This is a genomic window from Myceligenerans xiligouense, assembly GCF_003814695.1.
GTDB lineage: Bacteria > Actinomycetota > Actinomycetes > Actinomycetales > Cellulomonadaceae > Myceligenerans > Myceligenerans xiligouense.
This window is the reverse complement of the sequence record NZ_RKQZ01000001.1, coordinates 3,933,202-3,952,169: the sequence shown is the minus strand read 5'-3', so window position 1 is coordinate 3,952,169 and position 18,968 is coordinate 3,933,202. Positions and strand designations below refer to the sequence as shown.

At 69.3% G+C, this 18,968-nt stretch carries 16 protein-coding genes; 8 read left to right on the top strand and 8 right to left on the bottom strand.

Annotated features, from left to right (window positions below):
- The first annotated feature begins 86 nt into the window (after positions 1-86).
- Positions 87-968 carry an LppM family (lipo)protein gene (locus tag EDD34_RS17270; RefSeq protein WP_123815669.1) on the top strand — a complete coding sequence of 294 codons (882 nt, stop codon included), beginning with the start codon at positions 87-89 and terminating at the stop codon, positions 966-968.
- A 79-nt stretch (positions 969-1,047) separates the two neighbouring features.
- Here the strand turns inward: EDD34_RS17270 and EDD34_RS17265 are convergent, their stop codons facing one another.
- A complete protein-coding gene (locus EDD34_RS17265; RefSeq protein WP_123815668.1) occupies positions 1,048-1,959 on the bottom strand; it encodes a DUF4031 domain-containing protein in 912 nt (303 codons plus the stop codon).
- Between the two features lie 50 nt (positions 1,960-2,009).
- Here EDD34_RS17265 and EDD34_RS17260 point away from each other — a divergent pair, with 50 nt between their 5' ends.
- Complete coding sequence (locus EDD34_RS17260) at positions 2,010-2,651, top strand: SanA/YdcF family protein (RefSeq protein ID WP_170177115.1); 642 nt, start codon at positions 2,010-2,012, stop codon at positions 2,649-2,651.
- A gap of 6 nt (positions 2,652-2,657) precedes the next feature.
- Here the strand turns inward: EDD34_RS17260 and EDD34_RS17255 are convergent, their stop codons facing one another.
- Together EDD34_RS17255 and pta are read right to left on the bottom strand one after the other, a co-directional pair.
- Positions 2,658-3,869: an acetate/propionate family kinase gene (locus EDD34_RS17255; protein WP_123815666.1), complete on the bottom strand. Its 1,212-nt coding sequence runs from the start codon at positions 3,867-3,869 to the stop codon at positions 2,658-2,660.
- Entirely contained in the window at positions 3,870-5,978 is a 2,109-nt protein-coding gene (pta, locus tag EDD34_RS17250) for a phosphate acetyltransferase (protein WP_123815665.1), read from the bottom strand. It abuts the gene before it with no gap.
- A 665-nt stretch (positions 5,979-6,643) separates the two neighbouring features.
- On the opposite strand from pta, the gene EDD34_RS17245 reads away from it, so the two are divergent.
- From EDD34_RS17245 to EDD34_RS17225, 5 genes are all read left to right on the top strand, one after another.
- Complete coding sequence (locus EDD34_RS17245; RefSeq protein ID WP_170177114.1) at positions 6,644-7,147, top strand: peptidase inhibitor family I36 protein; 504 nt, start codon at positions 6,644-6,646, stop codon at positions 7,145-7,147.
- Positions 7,148-7,401: 254 nt separating this feature from the next.
- The gene (locus EDD34_RS17240; RefSeq protein WP_148089904.1) at positions 7,402-8,022 is read left to right on the top strand and encodes a hypothetical protein; all 621 of its coding nucleotides are present in this window, start codon (positions 7,402-7,404) and stop codon (positions 8,020-8,022) included.
- 11 nt (positions 8,023-8,033) lie between these two features.
- Positions 8,034-9,395: an efflux RND transporter periplasmic adaptor subunit gene (locus tag EDD34_RS17235; protein ID WP_123815662.1), complete on the top strand. Its 1,362-nt coding sequence runs from the start codon at positions 8,034-8,036 to the stop codon at positions 9,393-9,395.
- Entirely contained in the window at positions 9,392-10,126 is a 735-nt protein-coding gene (locus EDD34_RS17230) for an ABC transporter ATP-binding protein (RefSeq protein WP_246012539.1), read from the top strand. Before EDD34_RS17235 ends, EDD34_RS17230 begins: the two co-directional genes overlap by 4 nt.
- The gene (locus EDD34_RS17225) at positions 10,104-11,279 is read left to right on the top strand and encodes an ABC transporter permease (RefSeq protein WP_170177113.1); all 1,176 of its coding nucleotides are present in this window, start codon (positions 10,104-10,106) and stop codon (positions 11,277-11,279) included. Before EDD34_RS17230 ends, EDD34_RS17225 begins: the two co-directional genes overlap by 23 nt.
- A 78-nt stretch (positions 11,280-11,357) precedes the next feature.
- Here EDD34_RS17225 and EDD34_RS17220 read toward each other — a convergent pair whose 3' ends face one another.
- Positions 11,358-13,910: a phosphoketolase family protein gene (locus tag EDD34_RS17220; protein ID WP_123815660.1), complete on the bottom strand. Its 2,553-nt coding sequence runs from the start codon at positions 13,908-13,910 to the stop codon at positions 11,358-11,360.
- Between the two features lie 341 nt (positions 13,911-14,251).
- Here EDD34_RS17220 and EDD34_RS17215 point away from each other — a divergent pair, with 341 nt between their 5' ends.
- The gene (locus tag EDD34_RS17215; protein ID WP_246012538.1) at positions 14,252-15,100 is read left to right on the top strand and encodes an SURF1 family protein; all 849 of its coding nucleotides are present in this window, start codon (positions 14,252-14,254) and stop codon (positions 15,098-15,100) included.
- Positions 15,101-15,278: 178 nt separating this feature from the next.
- Here the strand turns inward: EDD34_RS17215 and EDD34_RS17210 are convergent, their stop codons facing one another.
- From EDD34_RS17210 to EDD34_RS17195, 4 genes are all read right to left on the bottom strand, one after another.
- A complete protein-coding gene (locus tag EDD34_RS17210) occupies positions 15,279-15,845 on the bottom strand; it encodes a hypothetical protein (RefSeq protein WP_123815659.1) in 567 nt (188 codons plus the stop codon).
- A 136-nt stretch (positions 15,846-15,981) separates the two neighbouring features.
- Positions 15,982-17,163, bottom strand: coding sequence for a MalY/PatB family protein (locus tag EDD34_RS17205; protein ID WP_246012537.1), 1,182 nt, complete (start codon positions 17,161-17,163; stop codon positions 15,982-15,984).
- A gap of 62 nt (positions 17,164-17,225) precedes the next feature.
- Entirely contained in the window at positions 17,226-18,371 is a 1,146-nt protein-coding gene (locus tag EDD34_RS17200; protein WP_123815658.1) for a hypothetical protein, read from the bottom strand.
- 132 nt (positions 18,372-18,503) lie between these two features.
- Positions 18,504-18,917, bottom strand: coding sequence for a DUF3817 domain-containing protein (locus tag EDD34_RS17195; RefSeq protein WP_246012536.1), 414 nt, complete (start codon positions 18,915-18,917; stop codon positions 18,504-18,506).
- Positions 18,918-18,968: the final 51 nt, after the last annotated feature.

Genomic DNA, 18,968 nt, shown 5'->3' with positions numbered 1-18,968 from the left:
GTCAATAGGCGATGTCGCATAACGATCGGATATCTCCACCTGGACCGACCCCATGACATCCGGGGCGACTTCGTAGAGTCCGGCGGGTGAAGACGACACCACGCGTCGGTTTCGGCGTCATTCTGCTCGCAGTTGTGCTCGCTCTGACCGGATGCGTCCGGATGGAGGCTGACCTGACTCTGAGCGCCGACGACACGCTCTCCGGCCAGATCATCGTCGGCTACTCCGACAGTGTCATGGAGGAGCTGGACACGACGCCCGACGAGATGCTCGAGGCCTTCGCCGACGGTGAGACCAACCTCTCGAAGAGTTTCCCGACCGAGCCGTACGCGAAGGACGGATACACGGGCTATCGGCACCTCGTGGAGGACGCCTCGCTGGAGGACCTGGCGGAGATCGCCCAGGTCGAGATCGAGCGGCAGGGCGACGAGTTCGTCCTCACCGGCGAACTCAGCCATCAGGGGCTGGAAGATCTCGGGACCGACCCGGAGTCGGCGGAAATGTTCGGCGACCTCTACTACCGGATGGCGATCACGTTCCCCGGGCCGGTGAGCGAGACCAACGGAGCGGTGGAAGGCACGACAGTCACCTGGGAATCGACTGGCGGAGAGGTGGCGACCATGGACGCGGTCGCCAGCGCACTGTCGCAGGAGGAACTCGACGCCATCGCCCAGGCGGAAGCCGAGGCCAAGGCGGAGGCGGAGCGCCAGGCACTGATCGACCAGGCGGAGGCCGAGCGTCAGACACTGATCAACAATGTGACGATCGGTGTGGCGATCACGGTCGGCGTTCTCGTGCTCCTGGGGTTGGGCGTGTTCGCCGGCCGGCTGCTGGCGCGGCGCGAGCCGGAGACGGAAGCGCCGACGAGGAGCGCCCCTGCCGCCGCGAGCGGCGGCGACGGCCCGTCGGGCGCTGCCGACGTCGAACCTCCGATTGCTGCTGCGGACGTCTCGGCGAAGGACGGGTGAGCGTCACGGCTGCCTGTTGTTGTCGGCCGGGCTGCTGAAGCCGTGGCGGACGACTCGGGCCCTCCGTCGGGGTCGTGGTCTACGGGGTGAGCGTCGTGAGTTCCGTGGCGAGGTTCGTCGCCGCTCGCGCCTGCCAGCGGGTCCGGCCCCACGGTGTGCGGAAGAGGTCGTCGGTGGCGAGGAGGGACTCGAGCACTCGGGCTCGGCCTTGACGGAACAGGGCGTCGGGAACGTGGGCGTACTCGGCGCGGACCTGGTGGGCGTAGCGCACGTAGTCGCCGGACCCGCTGCCAAGGATCGCCAGGTCCGCATCGCTCACCAGGCAGCCGGCGAGGTCGTCCGGGTCGGGTGCGTGCCCGGCGGTCACCAGTACCAGGCGGGCGATCTCGTCCGGGTCCCCGCCCAGGGGGCCGAGGAGGTCGTGGACCAGGGCCGCCGAGGCTTCCTCGTCGGCCGGGGTGGCCCCGTCGTGCACGGCGTCGTGGAACCACAGGGCGACCCGCGCGCGCCACGCGAGCGGTCCCGGGACGGGCTCACCCCGCACGGCCGCGTCGGCCAGCAGGAGGTCCAGCGCGTCGAGGGCGAAGGCCAGGTGGAACGCGGTGTGATAGGCGCGGTGGGGCTCGCGCCACCGGGCGTCCAGCGCCACGCCGACGGTATGCCACGCGCCGGACGGCGTCGGGCGCAGCGCGTCCCAGCGGGCGAGCAACGCCTCGCGCTTGCTGCCGGCGCGCTCTCCTCCCCGGACGCGGAGTCCCGAGGCGAGCAGGCGGCGGGCCAGCTCGCCGCCCTCGACCGGCACGGCGCCCGCGGCGACCAGGTCGTCGTGGCGGAATGCGGCGATGTCGTAGTGGTCGAGGTCGAACGCGCGGTCCGGCACCCCGGCCCCGCGGGCGAACGTGCGCAGCTCGATCAGCGACGTGTCGGACACCAGGTGCGAGAACACGGTCCCGTGTGCCGGCCACGCCGGGGGGTCGATGAGGATGGTCACGCAGGGAGCCTAAGCGGGAGCGGACGACGGGGAACGGGTAGGTTGCCATCGTGGCCATACCTGTTGACCCCCACCTCCGGCGCGTGCGCCGGGTGTTCGACGTCGTCGCGATCGCCGTCGGCGTCATCACGCTGCCGATCGCGCTGCCCGTCTTCTGGGTCCAGGCGGTGGGCCACTCACGGGTGGTCGCCCCCGGCGACGCTCCCGAGGCGGACGCCGTCGTCGTGCTCGGTGCCGGACTGAGGCCCGACGGGACGCCGTCGACCTATCTGCGCCGCCGTGTCGAGGCGGGGGCGGCGCTGTACCGGTCCGGTCGCGCGGACCAGGTCATCCTCTCGGGCGACGCGCACCCGCTCCCCGGCGGCGAGCTCTACGACGAGCCCGGTTCCATGCGCGCCTACGCGCTGACCCTCGGTGTTCCCGACGACGCCCTCGTCCTCGACCGCGAGGGGTTCGACACGGACGCCACCTGCCGGCGCGCCCGCGACGAGTTCGGGGTGCGCACCGTCGTCGTCGTCACGCAGGACTTCCACGTCCGGCGGACCTTGTTCACCTGCCGGTACGCGGGCCTGGAGGCGGTCGGCGTCGGCGTGAGCAGCGAGAGCGTCACGCCCGTCAAGGCGCTCTTCGCCTGGAAACTCCGCGAGATCCCCGCGAGCTGGAAGGCCGCGGCGGAATCGCTGCTGCGCTGATCGCGCTCAGCCGACCAGGGCGATCGCCTGGCGGGCGATGGCCAGTTCCTCGTTGGTGGGCACGACCATGACGAGCGGGCCCGTGCCCGACGGCGAGACGACCCGCGGCTCACGGGACCGGGCCTCGTTGCGGGCGGCGTCCACCGTGAGGCCGAGGAATCCCAGCCCGTCCACCACCCCCGCGCGCACGTGCGCGGCGTTCTCGCCCACGCCGGCGGTGAACACCAGGACGTCGATCCCGCCCAGCACGGCCGCGTAGGCGCCCACATACTTGCGCAGCCGGTGCAGGTACACGTCCAGGGCCAGGCGGGCGCCGTCGTCCCCCGCCTCGACGAGCCGGGTGAGCTCGCGCATGTCGTTGACCCCGCTCAGCCCCAGGAGCCCCGAGCGCTTGTTCAGCAGGGTGTCGACGTAGTCCACGGTCAGGTCGCCGGAGCGCAGCAGGTGGAAGACGATGCCCGGGTCGATGTCGCCGGACCGGGTGCCCATGACGAGGCCTTCCAGCGGTGTCAGGCCCATCGACGTCTCCACGGCGTGCCCGCCCAGCACCGCCGACGCCGACGCGCCGTTGCCCAGGTGCAGCACCACCTGCCGCAGCGTCTCCGGTCCGCGCCCCGCGGCCGCGAGTTCCGCCCTCACCGCCGGATGCGCGGCCACGGCCGACGACACGAACTGGTGCGACGTCCCGTGGAACCCGTACCGCCGCACCCCGTGCTCCGCGGCCGTCTTCACGTCGATCGCGTAGGTCGCGGCGGCGGGTGGCAGGTCCGCGAAGAACGCCGTGTCGAACACCGCCACGTGCGGCACGTCGAGCAGCTCACGGGCCACCTCGATCCCGGTCACGTTCCCCGGGTTGTGCAGCGGCGCGAGCGGGACGAGGGCGCGGACCGCGGCGACGACGTCGTCGTCCACCACCACCGGCGCGGAGAACGACGTCCCGCCGTGCACCACGCGGTGCCCGACGGCGACGATCCCCGCCTCCCGCAGCGACGGCCCGGCCTCCTCGAACAGGTCGAGGACGAGCCGCAGCGCGGCCCCGTGGTCCGCCACCGTCTGCTCGCGGACCACCTCCTGGCCGGCCACCTCGTGCGTGATCCGGCCCGCCTCCTCGCCGATGCGCTCGACGACGCCTCCGGCGAGTACCTCGCCCGAGCCAGGGACGACGAGCTGGTACTTGAGCGACGACGAACCGGAGTTCAGGACGAGGACCGTGGTCACTCAGTTCTCCTTCTGGGCCTGGATGGCGGTGATCGCGACCGTGTTGACGATGTCCTGCACGAGCGCGCCGCGGGACAGGTCGTTGACCGGCTTGTTCAGGCCCTGCAGGACGGGGCCGACCGCGACCGCGCCCGCCGAGCGCTGCACGGCCTTGTAGGTGTTGTTGCCGGTGTTGAGGTCGGGGAAGACGAAGACGGTGGCGCGCCCGGCGACGTCGGACCCGGGCAGCTTGGACGCGGCGACGGAGGCGTCGACGGCGGCGTCGTACTGGATGGGGCCCTCGACGACCAGGTCGGGTGCGCGGTGCCGCACCGTTTCGGTGGCGGCGCGCACCTTGTCGACGTCGGCGCCGGAGCCGGACGTGCCGGTGGAGTAGGAGAGCATCGCGATCCGCGGTTCGACGCCGAACTGCGCGGCGGTGGCGGCGGACGAGACGGCGATGTCGGCGAGCTCGTCCGAGGTGGGGTCGGGGATGACGGCGCAGTCCCCGTACACCAGGACGCGGTCGGTCAGGCACATGAAGAACACGGACGACACCGAGGACGTGTCGGGCCGGGTCCTGATGATCTCGAACGACGGCCGGATCGTGTGCGCGGTGGAGTGGGCGGCGCCGGAGACCATGCCGTCGGCGAGGCCGAGGTGCACCATGAGCGTGCCGAAGTAGGAGACGTCGGTGACGATCTCGCGGGCGCGCTCCGTGGTCATGCCCTTGTGCGCGCGCAGGTGGGCGTACTCCTGCGCGAACCGCTCCAGGATCTCGGCGCTCTCGGGCGTGGCGCCGGACGGTGACAGGACGCGGGCGGCGTCCAGGTTCAGGCCGAGCTCGGCGGCGCGGCCGCGGATCGCCGTCTCGTCCCCGAGGATCGTCAGGTCCGCGATCCCGCGGGCGAGCACGGTGGAGGCGGCGCGCAGGATGCGGTCGTCGTCCCCCTCGGGCAGCACGACGTGCCGGCGCTGGGACCGCGCCCGCTCGATGAGCTGGTGCTCGAACATGAGCGGGGTGACGACGTCGGGCCGGGGCAGGTCGAGGCGCTCGGCGAGCGTCCGGCCGTCGACGCACCGCTCGAACAGGGCGCGGGCGACGTCGATCTTGCGCTGCGAGTCCCGGGTGACGCGCCCGCGGACCTGGGACGCCTCGCGGGCGGCCTGGTAGGTGCCGAGGTCGGTGCGGATGATCGGGACCCGGGGCCGCAGGGCCTCCAGCAGCTCGCGGGCCCGGCCCTCGGGGAAGAAACCGCCGTTGAGCACGATCCCGGCCAGGGACGGGAACGACGGCGCCGTATGCGCGGCCAGGAGGCCGGTGAGGACGTCGTTGCGGTCGCCGGGCGTGATGACGACGGCGCCGTCGGACAGGTGCGTGAGCAGGTGCTCGAAGCTCATGGCGCCGACGAGGACCTCCAGCGCCTCACGGCCGAGCAGCTCGGGGTCGCCGAGCACCAGCTCGCCGTCGACGGCCTCCACGAGCTGGCCCACGGTCGGCGCCGACAGGAACGGGTCCTCGGGGATGGTCCAGACGGGCAGGTCCGGGTGGGCCGCCGACACCGCCTTGCGCACGTCGACCGTGTTCAGCGTGTCGCACCGGTTCACCACCAGCCCGACGGCGTGCGCGTAGTACGCGGCGAGCTCGGCGAGCGCGGCGTCGGTGAGCGTGACCACCTCGTCCGGCGTGCGCTCGCGGCCGGAGGTCACCAGCAGCACGGGCGCGCCGAGGTTCGCGGCGATCTTCGCGTTGAACGCGAGCTCGTTCACCCCGGCGACGTCCGTGTAGTCGGTTCCGAGCACGACGACGGCGTCGCATCGTTCGGCCATCGCGTGGAAGCGGGACACGATCCGCGCCATGGCGTCGTCGGGATCGAGGTGCAGGTCGGCGTAGGTGACGCCGACGGAGTCCTCGTAGGGGACGTCGACGCCGTCGTGGTCCAGGAGCATCTCGAGCACGTAGTCCCGCGCCGGTTCGTTGCCGGCGCCGGTGACCCGGGACACGGGCCGGTAGACCCCGACCCGCTGGCCCTGCCGGACCAGCAGGTCGAGGACGCCCAGCGCCACGGTCGACTTTCCGCTCTCACCCTCCGGTGACGCGATGACGATGCTGCGGGTCGCGCCGGTCACGTGCTGCTCCTCAGGGAATGTCTCGGACCATCTGCGTCCAACCTAGCGGCAGACGGTGACGTGACGGGCACCGCCGTGGTGTGAGATCGACGGCTACTCGTTGTCACCACCCGTGTCGGCCGCTGTCGACACGGAGGCCGCGGCCTCCCCGGCGCCCGGCCAGACCCGGTCCCGCACCTCGGGGATGTCCTCGCCGTGCTCCCGGTCCAGGCGCAGGCCCGCAGGCGCGCGTCCTGCATCCGCTGGCGCAGGCCCGCATATCAGAGGTTCGGCCCGGCTGGCCGTAACCCTCACTCGACCGTACGGCGTCGCGACCCACTAGGGGGAACGGCGGAAGGTTCGGGGCCCTGACGACTCTTGACCTCTGATGGTGGCCACGCGTGAGTTCCGCCTCGATTCCCGACGGGACCACGGGACTATCAGAGTGGCCAGCCTCCGCCCGTCTCCTATTGGACGGGCCGGTCAAGACAGGAGATCCCTGGCGGCCTCACCTCTGTCGGCTGGAGTCCGGTTTCCCGCGATATTGTACGGTTTTAGGCATGAAAACACGATAAATCACTTGACGCCTGACTCGCTCCTTCGATACCGTCCCCACGCAAGCCCGGGACGCGTAGATGTACTCATCAACACGTTCAAGACGACAGCGACGAACCGTGGAGACCTTGATGGAAAGAGAGATTTCGCGCGCTGTGGCGCGCGTAGTGAGCGTGCTTGCGGCATGCGTCATGATGCTTGGCGTGGGCATGGTTGCAGCGCCGACGGCAACGGCTGCTCTGAGCGATTGTCCTTCGCCGGGCTACGGTTGCTCGTGGAAGGGTACCAACTACAGCGGCGGGGTTCCCGCACGGTTCCAGTACAACATCTACAACTACGCCAGCCTCGGGTCCGGCTGGAACAACAATATGGAGTCGGTCCACAGTAATGGAACCAATTCATCTTGCCGTGCTCAGTTCTTCGACTCGAGCGGCTACTCCTTCGACACTGGACTGTATAGCTTGGGCCAGCGTGTCAAGCTTGCGCCTGGGCAGTCTTACAGCTCTCTGAGCGGCCGAGTATTGTACCGGTACTACAACGATGCCGACGGCCAGTGGTACAACGTCGAGTACTGGCCGAATAAGATTTCGAGTGCCAGGTTCACCAAGGCGAGCAACGACTACGCTGCTTGCTGACCGATGGCTGGCTCCGGGCCCCCGGACGGTTGCGTTCCGGGGGTCGGAGTTCGCATTCGCCAAGATAGCTATTGAGCAAATTCGAGGGGTATTCAGGAAAGATGGTATATCGATCTCGCGTGGCTCCGGTCTTGCTGGTGCTGGGGCTGGTCGCGGTTGTGGTGGGGTGCACCGCGAGCCCTGAAGGGGGAGTTGCCTCACTTGGATCTGCGGAGGGCGGATCGACTGACGGGGGCTACGTCAACGAAGCGACCGTGCAGTATGCGGATTGTCTTGAAGGGCTGGGGCTGACGGTGTCGCCAGCCGCAGGGCGCACTGATGGGCTGGATGGATATGTGGAGATCGCTGGCGCGACATACATGATGATCGATGGTGCTGTGGAGGCTGGTCCGGACGTGCCGATCGCAGTCGATGGTGTCGATAGGGATGCCGAGATTCGGGACTGTCATGCGGATAACGAAGGTGCAAAGGACGCGTTCATCAACAGCAACGACGCCGAGGTCTACGAGGATGACGGGTGGGCCGAGGCCGGCGTGCAGCGCTTTGATGCCGGCGTCGAATGGGCGGAATGTGCGCGCGATGCGGGCGTTTCAACGGTTGCTGATCCGAAGCTGGACGTCAAGGCTGACATCGGGACTGTGATCCTGCCGGAAGGGCTGTCGCTCGATGAAGCGGCCATGCTTGGTGAAGTGTGCAGTCGCCCGATGGCTCTTGAGTGGTATACGGATCCTGAAGCGGAAGTTCCTCTCTTTGGTTTCGAGGTAATGGGAGACTTGACACCTTACGCGGATGCTGTGGACGGACCGTTCTCCGACGTGGTGAAAGAGTGCCAGAACCTCGACCCCGATGAGTGCGCCGCCGAGCTGGGATGGTAGAGACTTCTGTCATGAGGCGTCGTTCGAAGGTCGTGATGGCTGCTGCGGCGGTGGCGGTGTTGGGGAGTGGTGCTGTGTTCACCGCGCAACAGCTCACCGAGCCGCAGAACGCCGAGGCTGGGGAGGCAGCCGAGAGAGGGATGCGCACCACACCCGTGTCTCGCGGGTCGTTGGCAGCAGGCACGGTGCTGAGCGGCACGTTGTCGCGGGGTGAGCCGGAGCCGTTGAACGGCGTCAGCGAGGGGATTCTGACGTGGATTCCCTCAGGTGGCGCGACGATCAGGAGTGGGGAGCGGTTGTTCGAGTCGAACGGTCGCCCCACGTTTCTGCTGCGCGGCGAAGTGCCGTTGTGGCGTCCGTTGCAGTACGGCGACCGTGGCAAGGACGTGCAGTCTTTGAACAGTGCGCTGGCTGCTGCGGGCGTGCTGGACGAGTCGAGGGCCGATGATGTGTTTGGTCCTGGGACGAGTGGTGCGCTGGCGAAGTTGTTCGAGTCGGCGGGGTATGAGCCGCCGTCGAGGACGAGTGAGGGCAAGAAACGCGTCGAGGCCGCGCAGGAAGCGTATGACACGGAGGTTTCGGCGCTGGAGGACGCGAAGAAGGCCCTCACCGCTGCCCAGCAGGGCGGCTCATCGTCACCAGAACCTACCGGGGAGAGCGACGGCGCGGGCGCAACCGGGGAGGCCCCCGATCTCGCGAGCCTCGCGGCGGCGGTCAAGGATGCGCAGAAGAACGTGTCTGAGGCCGCGCGGGATTTCACGGTCGCACGCGCCGAGTTTGTCTCACCGGCGGACGTAGTCATCGTGGACTCCTCGCAGATCCGTGTGGCGTCGGTTCCGGTGCGGGTTGGCGAGCCAGCGTCGGGTGAGGTGTTGCGGTGGACGGGTGCGACGATCAGTGCGGAGGCGGAAGTCACCCGTTCGCAGCAGGCATCCTTGTCGGTGGGTGATTCGGTGACGGTCACGCTGCCGGATGGGCAGGAACTGCCGGGCAAGATTGCCTCCACCGACGGATCTCATCCGGACGGCGGATCCGGTGACGGCGCGGTCGATGGTGCTGGTGGTGGCGAGGGGGAGTCTGCGGAGTCGGCGACGGTCGTGGTGGAGATCGAGGATCAGGACGAGCTGTCGGGAAGCGTTGGTGCGGCAGTTCGGATCGAGGTGACGACGGACAGCGTCGAGGACGCGTTGATCGTGCCCGTGACGGCTTTGGTCGCGTTGGCCGAGGGCGGCTACGCGGTGGAGAAGGTGATGCCAGATTCGTCGCCCGGTAGCGGCACGCTCGTCCCGGTCGAGGTTGGTCTGGTGGCTGAGGCGAAGGTCCAGGTCACGAGCGCGCAGTTGGACGAGGGTGACAAGGTGCTGATTCCGTGAACCCGCATGCGACACGCCCCGCGATCGAGCTGCGTGGGGTGTCCAAGACATACATGACCGGCTCGGGTGACCTCACGGTCCTGAAGGATGTGTCCATTTCAGTCGGGCACGGCGAGCATGCTGCGATCGTGGGGCCGTCAGGTTCCGGGAAGTCGACGATGCTGTCGATCCTCGGCACGCTGGATCAGCCCACGATGGGTGATGTGCTGGTCGATGATCGCTCGACGGGCGCGATGTCCGACGGTGAGCGGTCTGAACTGCGGTCCCGCTCGTTGGGTTTCGTGTTCCAGCAGTTCCATCTGTTGCCGCACGTGGATGCGGTGGGCAACGTGGAGCTCGGGATGCTGTACTCAGGGTTGGCACGCGCCGAACGCCGTCGTCGGGCCAGCGAAGCGTTGGAAAGGGTCGGGCTGGCCGAGCGGCTCGACCACCGCCCCACGCAGTTGTCCGGTGGTGAACAGCAGCGCGTCGCGATCGCGCGCGCTATCGCACATCGGCCCGCCGTCGTCCTTGCTGACGAGCCGACCGGAGCGTTGGACCAGACCACAGGACAGTCAATCATCACGTTGTTCCGTCGCCTGGACGATGTCGCACTTGTGGTGATCACGCATGACGAGAACATTGCGGCGGGTTTCCGGCGTCGGATCAAGATTCGTGACGGGCGCATCGAGTCGGATGAGAACGTCCTGCCGGCCGTTGGGAGGCGTGATGGCTCGGCTTGCCCTGCGTGACACGTTCGCGACGGCGATGCTCGGGCCACGGTCTCGTCCATCTCGGTCTTTGCTGTCGATGTTGGGGATCGGTATCGGTATCGCGACGTTGGTGGCGATCATGGGGATTACCGCGACGAATGAGGCCGCGCTGCGTGCCGAGTTGGAGGCGATGGGGTCGAACGTACTCCTGGTGGCTCCCGGGACGGGGCCGGATCGGCAGCCGGTGCCGTTGCCGGAGACCGCGCCGGAGATGATCCAGCGGGTGGGGCCCGTGCTCGGTGCCGCCGCGGTGCGGAACCTCGGGGAGGTTGGGGTGTTCCGTAACGAGTACGTGCCCGAGACGATGGGTGGCGGGTTGTCGGCTGTTGCCGTGCAGCCTGAACTGGCCGACGCGATGGATCTGACCGTGGCGCGAGGAAGCTGGTTCGATGCCGCATCGGCGTCGCTTCCCACGACCGTGCTTGGGGCGCGGGCGGCGGAACATCTGGGTGTGCAAGAGGTAGGGCAGCGGATCTGGATCGACGATACCTGGTATGCCGTGATCGGTGTGCTGGAGCCCTCGGGCCTCGTGCCACAGGCGGATTCGGCGGCGCTGCTCGGTGAGGAGTGGATCCTGGGCCAGGATCCCAGCCTGGAGATCAGCACGATCTACGTGCGGGCCAGGTCCGGGACGGTGGACGCGGTGACCGAGGTGCTCGATGACACTGTCAATCCGGCGATGCCGCGTGCGGTGAGCGTGTCGCCGCCCTCGCAGCTCGCCGCGGCGCAGAAGGTCGTGGACACGACCTTCCAGCAGCTCGCGCTCGGGCTGGCGGCCGTGGCTCTGTTGGTCGGCGCGATCGGGATCGTGAACACGATGATCATCGCCGTGTTGGAACGCCGTTCGGAGATTGCGTTGCGGCGCGCAGTGGGGGCACGCGCGGCGCAGATCCGCACTCAGTTCATGCTGGAGGCTGGGATCCTGGGCCTGGGCGGCGGGACTGCGGGCGCATTCCTGGGTCTGATCGTCGTCGTCATCTACGGAACCGCTCAACGAACGCCACCGTACCCAGACTGGATCGCAGCCAGCATTGGCATCGGGCTCTCGGTCCTGGTCGGCATCCTTGCAGGTGTCTACCCCGCCATGCGCGCCGCGCAGCTTTCCCCGGTGGAAGGCCTCCGCAGCGAATAGTTCAGGGGTGGTTCTCCGTGGGTGAGGCGGCAGGCGGCAGCCCTGTGCGACCGCCTCGCCGCCTCACGGGTGACGGGGCTACTCGTTGTCACCACCCGTGTCGGCCGTGGCCGGCAGCTCGGCCGCCGCTCCCGCACCCGGCCAGACCCAGTCCCGGACCTCCGGGAGGTCCTCGCCGTGCTCGCGCGTCCAGGCGCGGGCCCGCAGGCGCGCGTCCTGCATCCGCTGGCGCAGGCCCGCCTGCGACGAGCCCAGGGACGGCACCCGGTCGATGACGTCGATCACCAGGTGATACCGGTCCAGGTCGTTGAGCATGACCATGTCGAACGGGGTGGTCGTCGTGCCCTCCTCCTTGTACCCGCGCACGTGGAGGTTCCCGTGGCCGGTGCGGCGGTAGGTGAGGCGGTGGATGAGCCACGGGTAGCCGTGGTACGCGAAGATGATCGGCCGGTCGTCCGTGAACAGGCCGTCGAACTCGGCGTGCGTGAGCCCGTGCGGATGCTCCGTCGAGTCCTGCAGCCGCATCAGGTCCACGACGTTGATCACCCGCACCTTGAGGTCCGGCAGCTCGTTGCGCAGGATGTCGGCCGCGGCCAGCACCTCCAGCGTCGGGACGTCACCGGCCGCGGCGAGGACGACGTCGGGCTTCGTGCCCGGCACCTCGGTGCCCGCCCACTCCCAGATCCCCAGGCCGCGCGTGCAGTGCTCGATCGCCTGATCCATCGGCAGCCAGTTCGGTGTGGGCTGCTTGCCCGCCACCACGACGTTCACGTACTGCCGGCCGCGGAGGCAGTGGTCGTAGGTGGACAGCAGCGTGTTCGCGTCCGGCGGCAGGTAGACGCGGACGATCTCCGCCTTCTTGTTCACCACGTGGTCGATGAACCCCGGGTCCTGATGGCTGAACCCGTTGTGGTCCTGCCGCCACACGTGACTCGACAGCAGGTAGTTGAGGGAGGCGATCGGGCGCCGCCACGGGATGTGGTTGGTCACCTTGAGCCACTTGGCGTGCTGGTTGAACATCGAGTCGACGATGTGGATGAAGGCTTCGTAGCTGGTGAGCAGGCCGTGCCGGCCCGTCAGGAGGTAGCCCTCCAGCCAGCCCTGGCACTGGTGCTCACTGAGCATCTCCATGACCCGTCCGGCACGCGCCAGATGTTCGTCCACCTCGGGGCCGTAGAGCTCGGCGTCCCACTGCTTGTCCGTGACGTCGTACACGGCCTGCAGCCGGTTCGACGCCACCTCGTCCGGCCCGAAGATCCGGAAGTTGTCCGGGTTGTGCCGGATCACCTCCGTGAGCCACTGACCCAGCACGCGCGTCGCCTCCGCGGTGGACCCGCCCGGTGCGGGGACGTCCACCGCCCAGTCCCTGAAGTCCGGCAGCCGCAGGTCACGCAGCAGCACGCCGCCGTTCGCGTACGGGGTGGCGCTCATGCGCAGCTCGCCGGGCGGTGCCAGGTCGGCGATCTCCGACCGCACCGCGCCGTCGTCGTCGAACAGCTCCTCCGGGCGGTACGACCGCAGCCACCGTTCCAGCACCCGCAGGTGCTCCTCCGTGTCGCGGGCGTTCGCGAGCGGTACCTGGTGCGCACGCCAGGAGCCGGTCGTCTTCTTGCCGTCGATCTCGGCGGGACCCGTCCAGCCCTTCGGGGTGCGGAAGACGATCATCGGCCAGGCGGGCCGGGTGTCGTCGCCGGCGGCCGCGCGCTCCTTGATCGCGGCGATGTCGTCCAGCACCTCGTCCAGCAGCCCGGCGAACCGGCGGTGCGTCACCAGCGGCGGCTCGTCGGAGTCGTCCGGCACCTCGAAGAAGTACGGCTTGTGGCCGTACCCCGTCAGCAGGGCGCCGAGCTCGTCCTGGCCGATGCGGGCCAGCACGGTCGGGTTCGCGATCTTGTAGCCGTTCAGGTGCAGGATCGGCAGGACGACGCCGTCGTGGGCCGGGTTCACGAACTTGTTCGAGTGCCAGGAGGTGGCCAGAGGGCCGGTCTCGGCCTCGCCGTCGCCCACCACGGCCGCCACCATCAGGTCCGGGTTGTCGAAGACCGCGCCGTACGCGTGGCTCAGGGCATAGCCGAGCTCGCCGCCCTCGTGGATCGAGCCGGGGGTCTCCGGCGCGACATGGCTCGGGATGCCGCCGGGAAAGCTGAACTGCCGGAACAGCCGCTTCACGCCCTCGGTGTCCTGCGTGATGTCCGAGTACGTCTCCGAGTACGTGCCGTCCAGGTACGCCGACGCGACCAGCCCCGGTCCGCCGTGTCCCGGGCCCGTGAGGTAGAGGGTGGGCTGCCGGCGGGCGCTGATCGCACGGTTCAGGTGCGCGTACAGGAAGGTCAGACCCGGCGTGGTGCCCCAGTGGCCCAGCAGGCGGGGCTTGACGTGGTCACGGGTGAGGGGCTCGCGCAGCAGCGGGTTGCCGAGCAGGTAGATCTGGCCCACCGAGAGGTAGTTCGCCGCGCGCCACCAGGCGTCCAGGCGGGCGAGCTCCTGGTCGTCCGGGCGGGTGACCCCGGTGGCGGTCCAGGGCGTCGCGCCGCGAACCGTGCCGGACGGCGCGGCGTGCCCGGGGCGGGCGGCGTCCGCGGGCGACGGCGTGGTGGTCTCTGGAGGGGTGGTGGCCGGCACTGTCGTCATCAAACGCTCCTTGTTTCCACTGGAGTCCGGACTCCGGGGTACGGCCCCGACGGCCGTGATTCTCATTCGACCGTACGACGCTGTGGCTCGCCAGGGGTGAAGGGTTGACGTCCGAGGTCCCGAGGCCTCTTGACTTTTCGGTGAAACCGGGCATCGGAGCCGTTTCGTTCCGGCGTGTCGCGGTGACCCTTTTTCGTGGGCTCGTGGGCTCGTGGGCTCGTGGGCTCGTGGGCTCGTGGGCTCGTGGGCTCGTGGGCTCGTGGGCGGGGCCGGGCGTGAGTTCGGCCTCGTTCGCGCCGCGGGATTCCGGGGCGGCCACGTGGTGCGGGTAGCGTGGGGACGTGAGTTTCTGGGCGGTGGCGCGGCAGCCGCGCATGATCGTGCTGCTCCTGGTGTTCCTGCTGGCCGCGGGCGGCTGCGGCTGGCTCGGCAAGTGGCAGCTCGACCGTGCCTTCGAGCGCGCGGAGCTCGCGGCCGCGCAGGAGGCGCGAGAGCAGGCGGCCGCCGGCCCGGCCGGGCTGGGTGAGGTGCTGGAGCCGCAGGCGTCGTTCCCCGGCGAGCTGGTGGGTCGGCAGGTCGAGGTGACCGGGGAGTTCGAGGCGCACCGCCAGGTACTGGTCGCCGGCCGGGCAGGGCCGTCCGGCGAGGTCGGCTACCTGGTCCTGACCCCGCTCCGGGTGTCCGACGACGGCACCGGCGGCGAGTCCTGGGCCGAGCTGTCCGGGGCGCCCGTGCTCGCCGTCGTCCGCGGCTGGGTGGACGAGCCCGGCGCGGCGGACGATCCGCCGTCGGGCGAGGTGACCGTGACGGGCTGGTTGCAGGCCGGAGAGGCCGCGAGTGAGGCTGCCGCGATCGAGGCGGAACCGGCCGCGGCGGGATCGGACGCCTGGCCGGTCGTGCACGGCATCGCGCTCGGTGCGCTGGTCCAGGAGTGGGGCGGGCCCATCTACTCGGCCTACGTCGTGGACTCGGAGACCGAGGGTGCGCTGGGGCAGCTACCGCGCCCCATGATCGACGGCGGCACGGGGGTCAACCTGCAGAATGCCTTCTACGCGCTGCAGTGGTGGGTGTTCGGCGGCTTCGCCGTGGCGCTGTGGGTGCGGCTCGTCCGCGACGAGATGGCGGGCGGACGGCGCGGCGGCGGGCCCACGGACCCGGACACAGGAATCGCGGGGCTTCCGGCGACCTGAGGTCTGCGCATCCGGTCCGCGATCGTGAGAGTTGGCCCTTCCGCTGGTGGCGTCAGTCAGACTTGCACTTTCCCGGCCGCGATGTACGGTAGTTCGTGCGAGGGGCAATAGCCCCGAGAAGTGAGCCCGGGAGCCTACCGGACGGTGGGTAACCCGGGCTTCGCGTTGTGCGGAGTTCTCAGGGCGCGACGTCGACGAGGTTGATCATCGATTCGATGTCCACGCGCCACTGCCCGCCTCGTTGCCAGCACCATGCGATGGCGTCTGCTACCCAGAGCAGCGGCTCCTCGTGGCGGTGGAGGTGGTCATATCGCACGTCGGTCTTGCAGAGTTCTTCGTGTAACCATCTCCGGTCCTGCGCCACCACACTCTCGTCGAGGTCGAGCACAAGGGATCGACAGCCGTTCTGGCGTGAGTACCGTGCCAGCTCGCGCACGCACGCTTCTCGCGGGTTGCGGCCTTTGCGTGTCGCTCCGCGGAAGATGGCTGACGTCACGCCGAACTCGACGAGTGTGCGGAGAACGGCTCTACGGACTGCGTCCCGTTCAGAGTTGAAGTGAATGCTCCGCTGCCCACGCATTCGGTGGCCACGCATTGCCGATCTGAGAACGTGAACTTTGTGCGGTGGCACGAACGCCGCGACGATGGTGAATTCCTTCGCCTTGGTCTCGTCGGCAAAGACCTGACAGCCCACGAGGTCATTCGTCGAAGCATCGCCGCTGCCTGTGTTCCGGTTGAGGGCCAAGGGCATTCTCCTGTGCATAGTTGTGGAACGGCAGCAGCGAGGCGCGCCCCTGCGCACCTCGCTGATCTTCCGACACCTTATGCTCTTGGCCTCTATGTGTCCTGTCGAATGGAGTTCTGGCGCCAGGACGTGCCTGTCAGCCGCGTGCGGCCACGTCGCCCATCGCCTCCAGCGCCTCGCGGAGGACCGGGCGTGGCATGGCGAGGTTGAGGCGGACGAAGCCCTGGCCCGCCTCGCCGCACAGGGCGCCGTCGGTCGTCGTGACGCCGGCATGGTCGCGGAAGAACGCCGCCGGCGACGCCGTGTCACCGGTGTTCAGCTTGCGGCAGTCCAGCCAGGACAGGTAGGTGCCCTCCAGCGGCGTGACGATGACGTCCGGGAGGTGCTCGGCGACGTCGTCGACCAGCGTGCGGAAGTTGCCCGCCAGGTAGGCGACGGTGTCGTCCAGCCAGTCGCGGGAGCGGTCGTAGGCGGCCGTGGTCGCGACCAGGCCGAGCGTCGCTGCCTGCATCTCGGCGTGCCGACCCACCTCGTTCCAGGTCTTGACGTCCGCGTCGTTCGACAGCACGAGCTGTGCGCACTTCATGCCGGGCAGGTTCCACGCCTTCGACGCGGAGGTGGCCGTGACGGTGTGACCGGCCGCGGTCTCGGACAGCGAGGCGTAGGGGACGTGGCGGTGGGGGGCGAAGGTCAGCGGAGCGTGGATCTCGTCGGCGAAGACGCGGCCGTCGTGGCGGTCCACGACCTCCGCGATCGCGTACATCTCGTCCGGCGTCAGGACGCGGCCGATCGGGTTGTGCGGGTTGCACAGCACCAGGAGGTGGCCGCCCGCGGTGAACGCGGCGTCGAGCGCGTCGAGGTCATAGGTGTAGCGCGGGCCCTCCGGGGTGTCCGTGACGGACATCGGGACCTGGATGATGTCGCGGCCCAGGGTGCCGGGCAGGGTGAGGAACGGCATGTAGGCCGGGGTGGGCAGGATGATCGGCGAACCCGGGCGCGAGTAGTGGGTGATGACCGCCTCGAGCGCGGTGAGCACGTCGGACACCGGGCGAACACGGGCCGGGTCCACGGTCCAGCCGTAGCGGTCCGCCGCGAACCGGGCGTAGGACTCGGACATCCCGGTGACCAGGGCCTGGGGGAGGTAGCCGAACGCGGCGCGGTCGACGGCGTCGTGCAGGGCGCTGGTGACCTCGGGTGAGGTGCCGAAGTCCATCTCGGCCACCCACGCGCCGATCGTGCCGGGGAAGGCCGTCCACTTCATGCTCCCGGCGGCACGGAGCTGGTCGGCGGTGATGGTGTCGAACGGGTGCGTGGTCACGTGGGCATTCAATCAAAGTGCCGTGCCGGCACGACAGGGGGTCCGGGGCACGGCCGGTACAGCTAGCCCTTCACCGTCCGACCGGCCTGCGACAGCTTCCGCTGGAGAGAGCGGGGAATCCGGGCGGCGTCGGGCTTGCGCGGGTTGTCCGAGCGCAGGTCCGGCACTGCACGGGGGTCGGTGACGAGCGGGTTGTCGGCCTCGGCGCCGCCTGCCGGGACCAGGACGGCGGTCGGGGTCCACGGGTCGATGCCGTGCACGGCGTGCAGGCGCGCCAGCTCCCACACCGAGATCGCGACGATGATGAGTGTGCCCGTGAGGCCCGGCATCGCCGCCATGACGAGGTACGCGCCGTCGGCTCCGCCCGGGAGGGTTCCGGAGGCGGGGCCGGCGACGGCCTCGCCCGCCGCGGCGAACCACTCCGGGCCGCGTCGCACCGCGTAGAGCCCGGTCAGGGCGAGTGCCCAGAGGGCCGGGAGCGCGGGGTGGCCGTCGGCGCCCCGGGAGTGGAAGGTGATGGCCAGCGGCAGCCCGACGCCGACGACGCCGACGAGCAGGACCAGCCCGATGATCCCCACGATCATGAGGAGGGCGAGGAGCAGGAGCGTTCCCGGCTCCGGGAGCTGCGCCTCGGGAAGTTCGGCCCCGCCCTCCGGCCACAGCGGGGGCAGGATCATGACGTAGGCGACGGTCAGGATGCTGACCACGGCCAGCGTCGCCGGGGCGCGCAGGGCGAGGAAGGGGGAGAGGACGGAGCGCGCCCGCCCGTCTTCGGGTGTCACGGGCGGGGGGTAACGAACTTGGCGCCTGTACATCAAGAGGGAGCCAAGGGAGATTAAAAGAGCGACCGCTGCGAGCGAGCTCACGGCCCAGAGCGTCCCGTGGGCGAGGATGCCGATCCAGGACGGCAGCCCGGCGTCCTGGATCGGTGCCGGCAGGGTGACGGGGAGGGCTCTGGAGCGCATCAGCTCGGCCGTGGCCAGCAGGGTGACCCCGGCAATGCCCCGAACGGCGGAAAGCTGGTCTATGTCGTGGTCACGAACATATCGATGCTCCGGGATCAGCCCGGCCCGGAGGGCTCCGAAGCCCAGCCGCAGGAGCCCCGAGAAGCCCGACGCCACCGTGGCGATCGAGACCAGGATCGCCGCCGGGATCGCCAGCACCGCGGTCGCGATGGTCAGATAGAGGATAGTTGCCGTATCACCCATAACCGCCCCCTGATTCGGGTGAAGTTCTCTGTGGAACTATCTTTCCAAACCTTGGGGATTAAGGTCAATGATCGTTACGCGGTTGAGATGGAAAACTGACGGATGTGACCGATCTGGGTGCCGCGTCCGGACTCAGGCCCCGAAGCGCTCCTCGAGGGCGGCGAGTTTCGCCTCCGCCTCGGCGTGGATCTTGCGCTCCAGCACGAACGACATCACCGGCACCACGCCTGCCAGCACCATCGTCACCAGGCGACCGAAGCCCCAGCGCATCTTCGACCACAGGTCCGCCACGGTGACGAGGTAGACCACGTAGATCCAGCCGTGCGCGAACGGCACCCACGAGATGAACGGCATGATCGGCTCGACGTCCACCACCGCGCCCAGGACGTACTTGATCCCCATCTCCACCACCAGGATCAGCAGCATCACCCCGGTCACGATCGCCAGCACGCGATATCGCGTCATCGCGCCGCGCGCCTTGCGGATCGCGGTGGCGGCGGCCTCGGCGGTGGGAACGGACGGGCTCTCGGACTCGGCGGTGCTCACGCCCCCGAGCCTAGGCGACGTCGCGCGGGCCGAAGCACATCCGGCCACGCC

Excerpts from the sequence above, each read along its gene's own strand:
- EDD34_RS17245 (WP_170177114.1), top strand. The coding sequence starts at position 6,644 with ATGGAAAGAGAGATTTCGCGCGCTGTGGCGCGCGTAGTGAGCGTGCTT.
- EDD34_RS17200 (WP_123815658.1), bottom strand. The coding sequence starts at position 18,371 with ATGGGTGATACGGCAACTATCCTCTATCTGACCATCGCGACCGCGGTG.
- EDD34_RS17235 (WP_123815662.1), top strand. The coding sequence starts at position 8,034 with ATGAGGCGTCGTTCGAAGGTCGTGATGGCTGCTGCGGCGGTGGCGGTG.
- EDD34_RS17225 (WP_170177113.1), top strand. The coding sequence starts at position 10,104 with ATGGCTCGGCTTGCCCTGCGTGACACGTTCGCGACGGCGATGCTCGGG.
- EDD34_RS17220 (WP_123815660.1), bottom strand. The coding sequence starts at position 13,910 with ATGACGACAGTGCCGGCCACCACCCCTCCAGAGACCACCACGCCGTCG.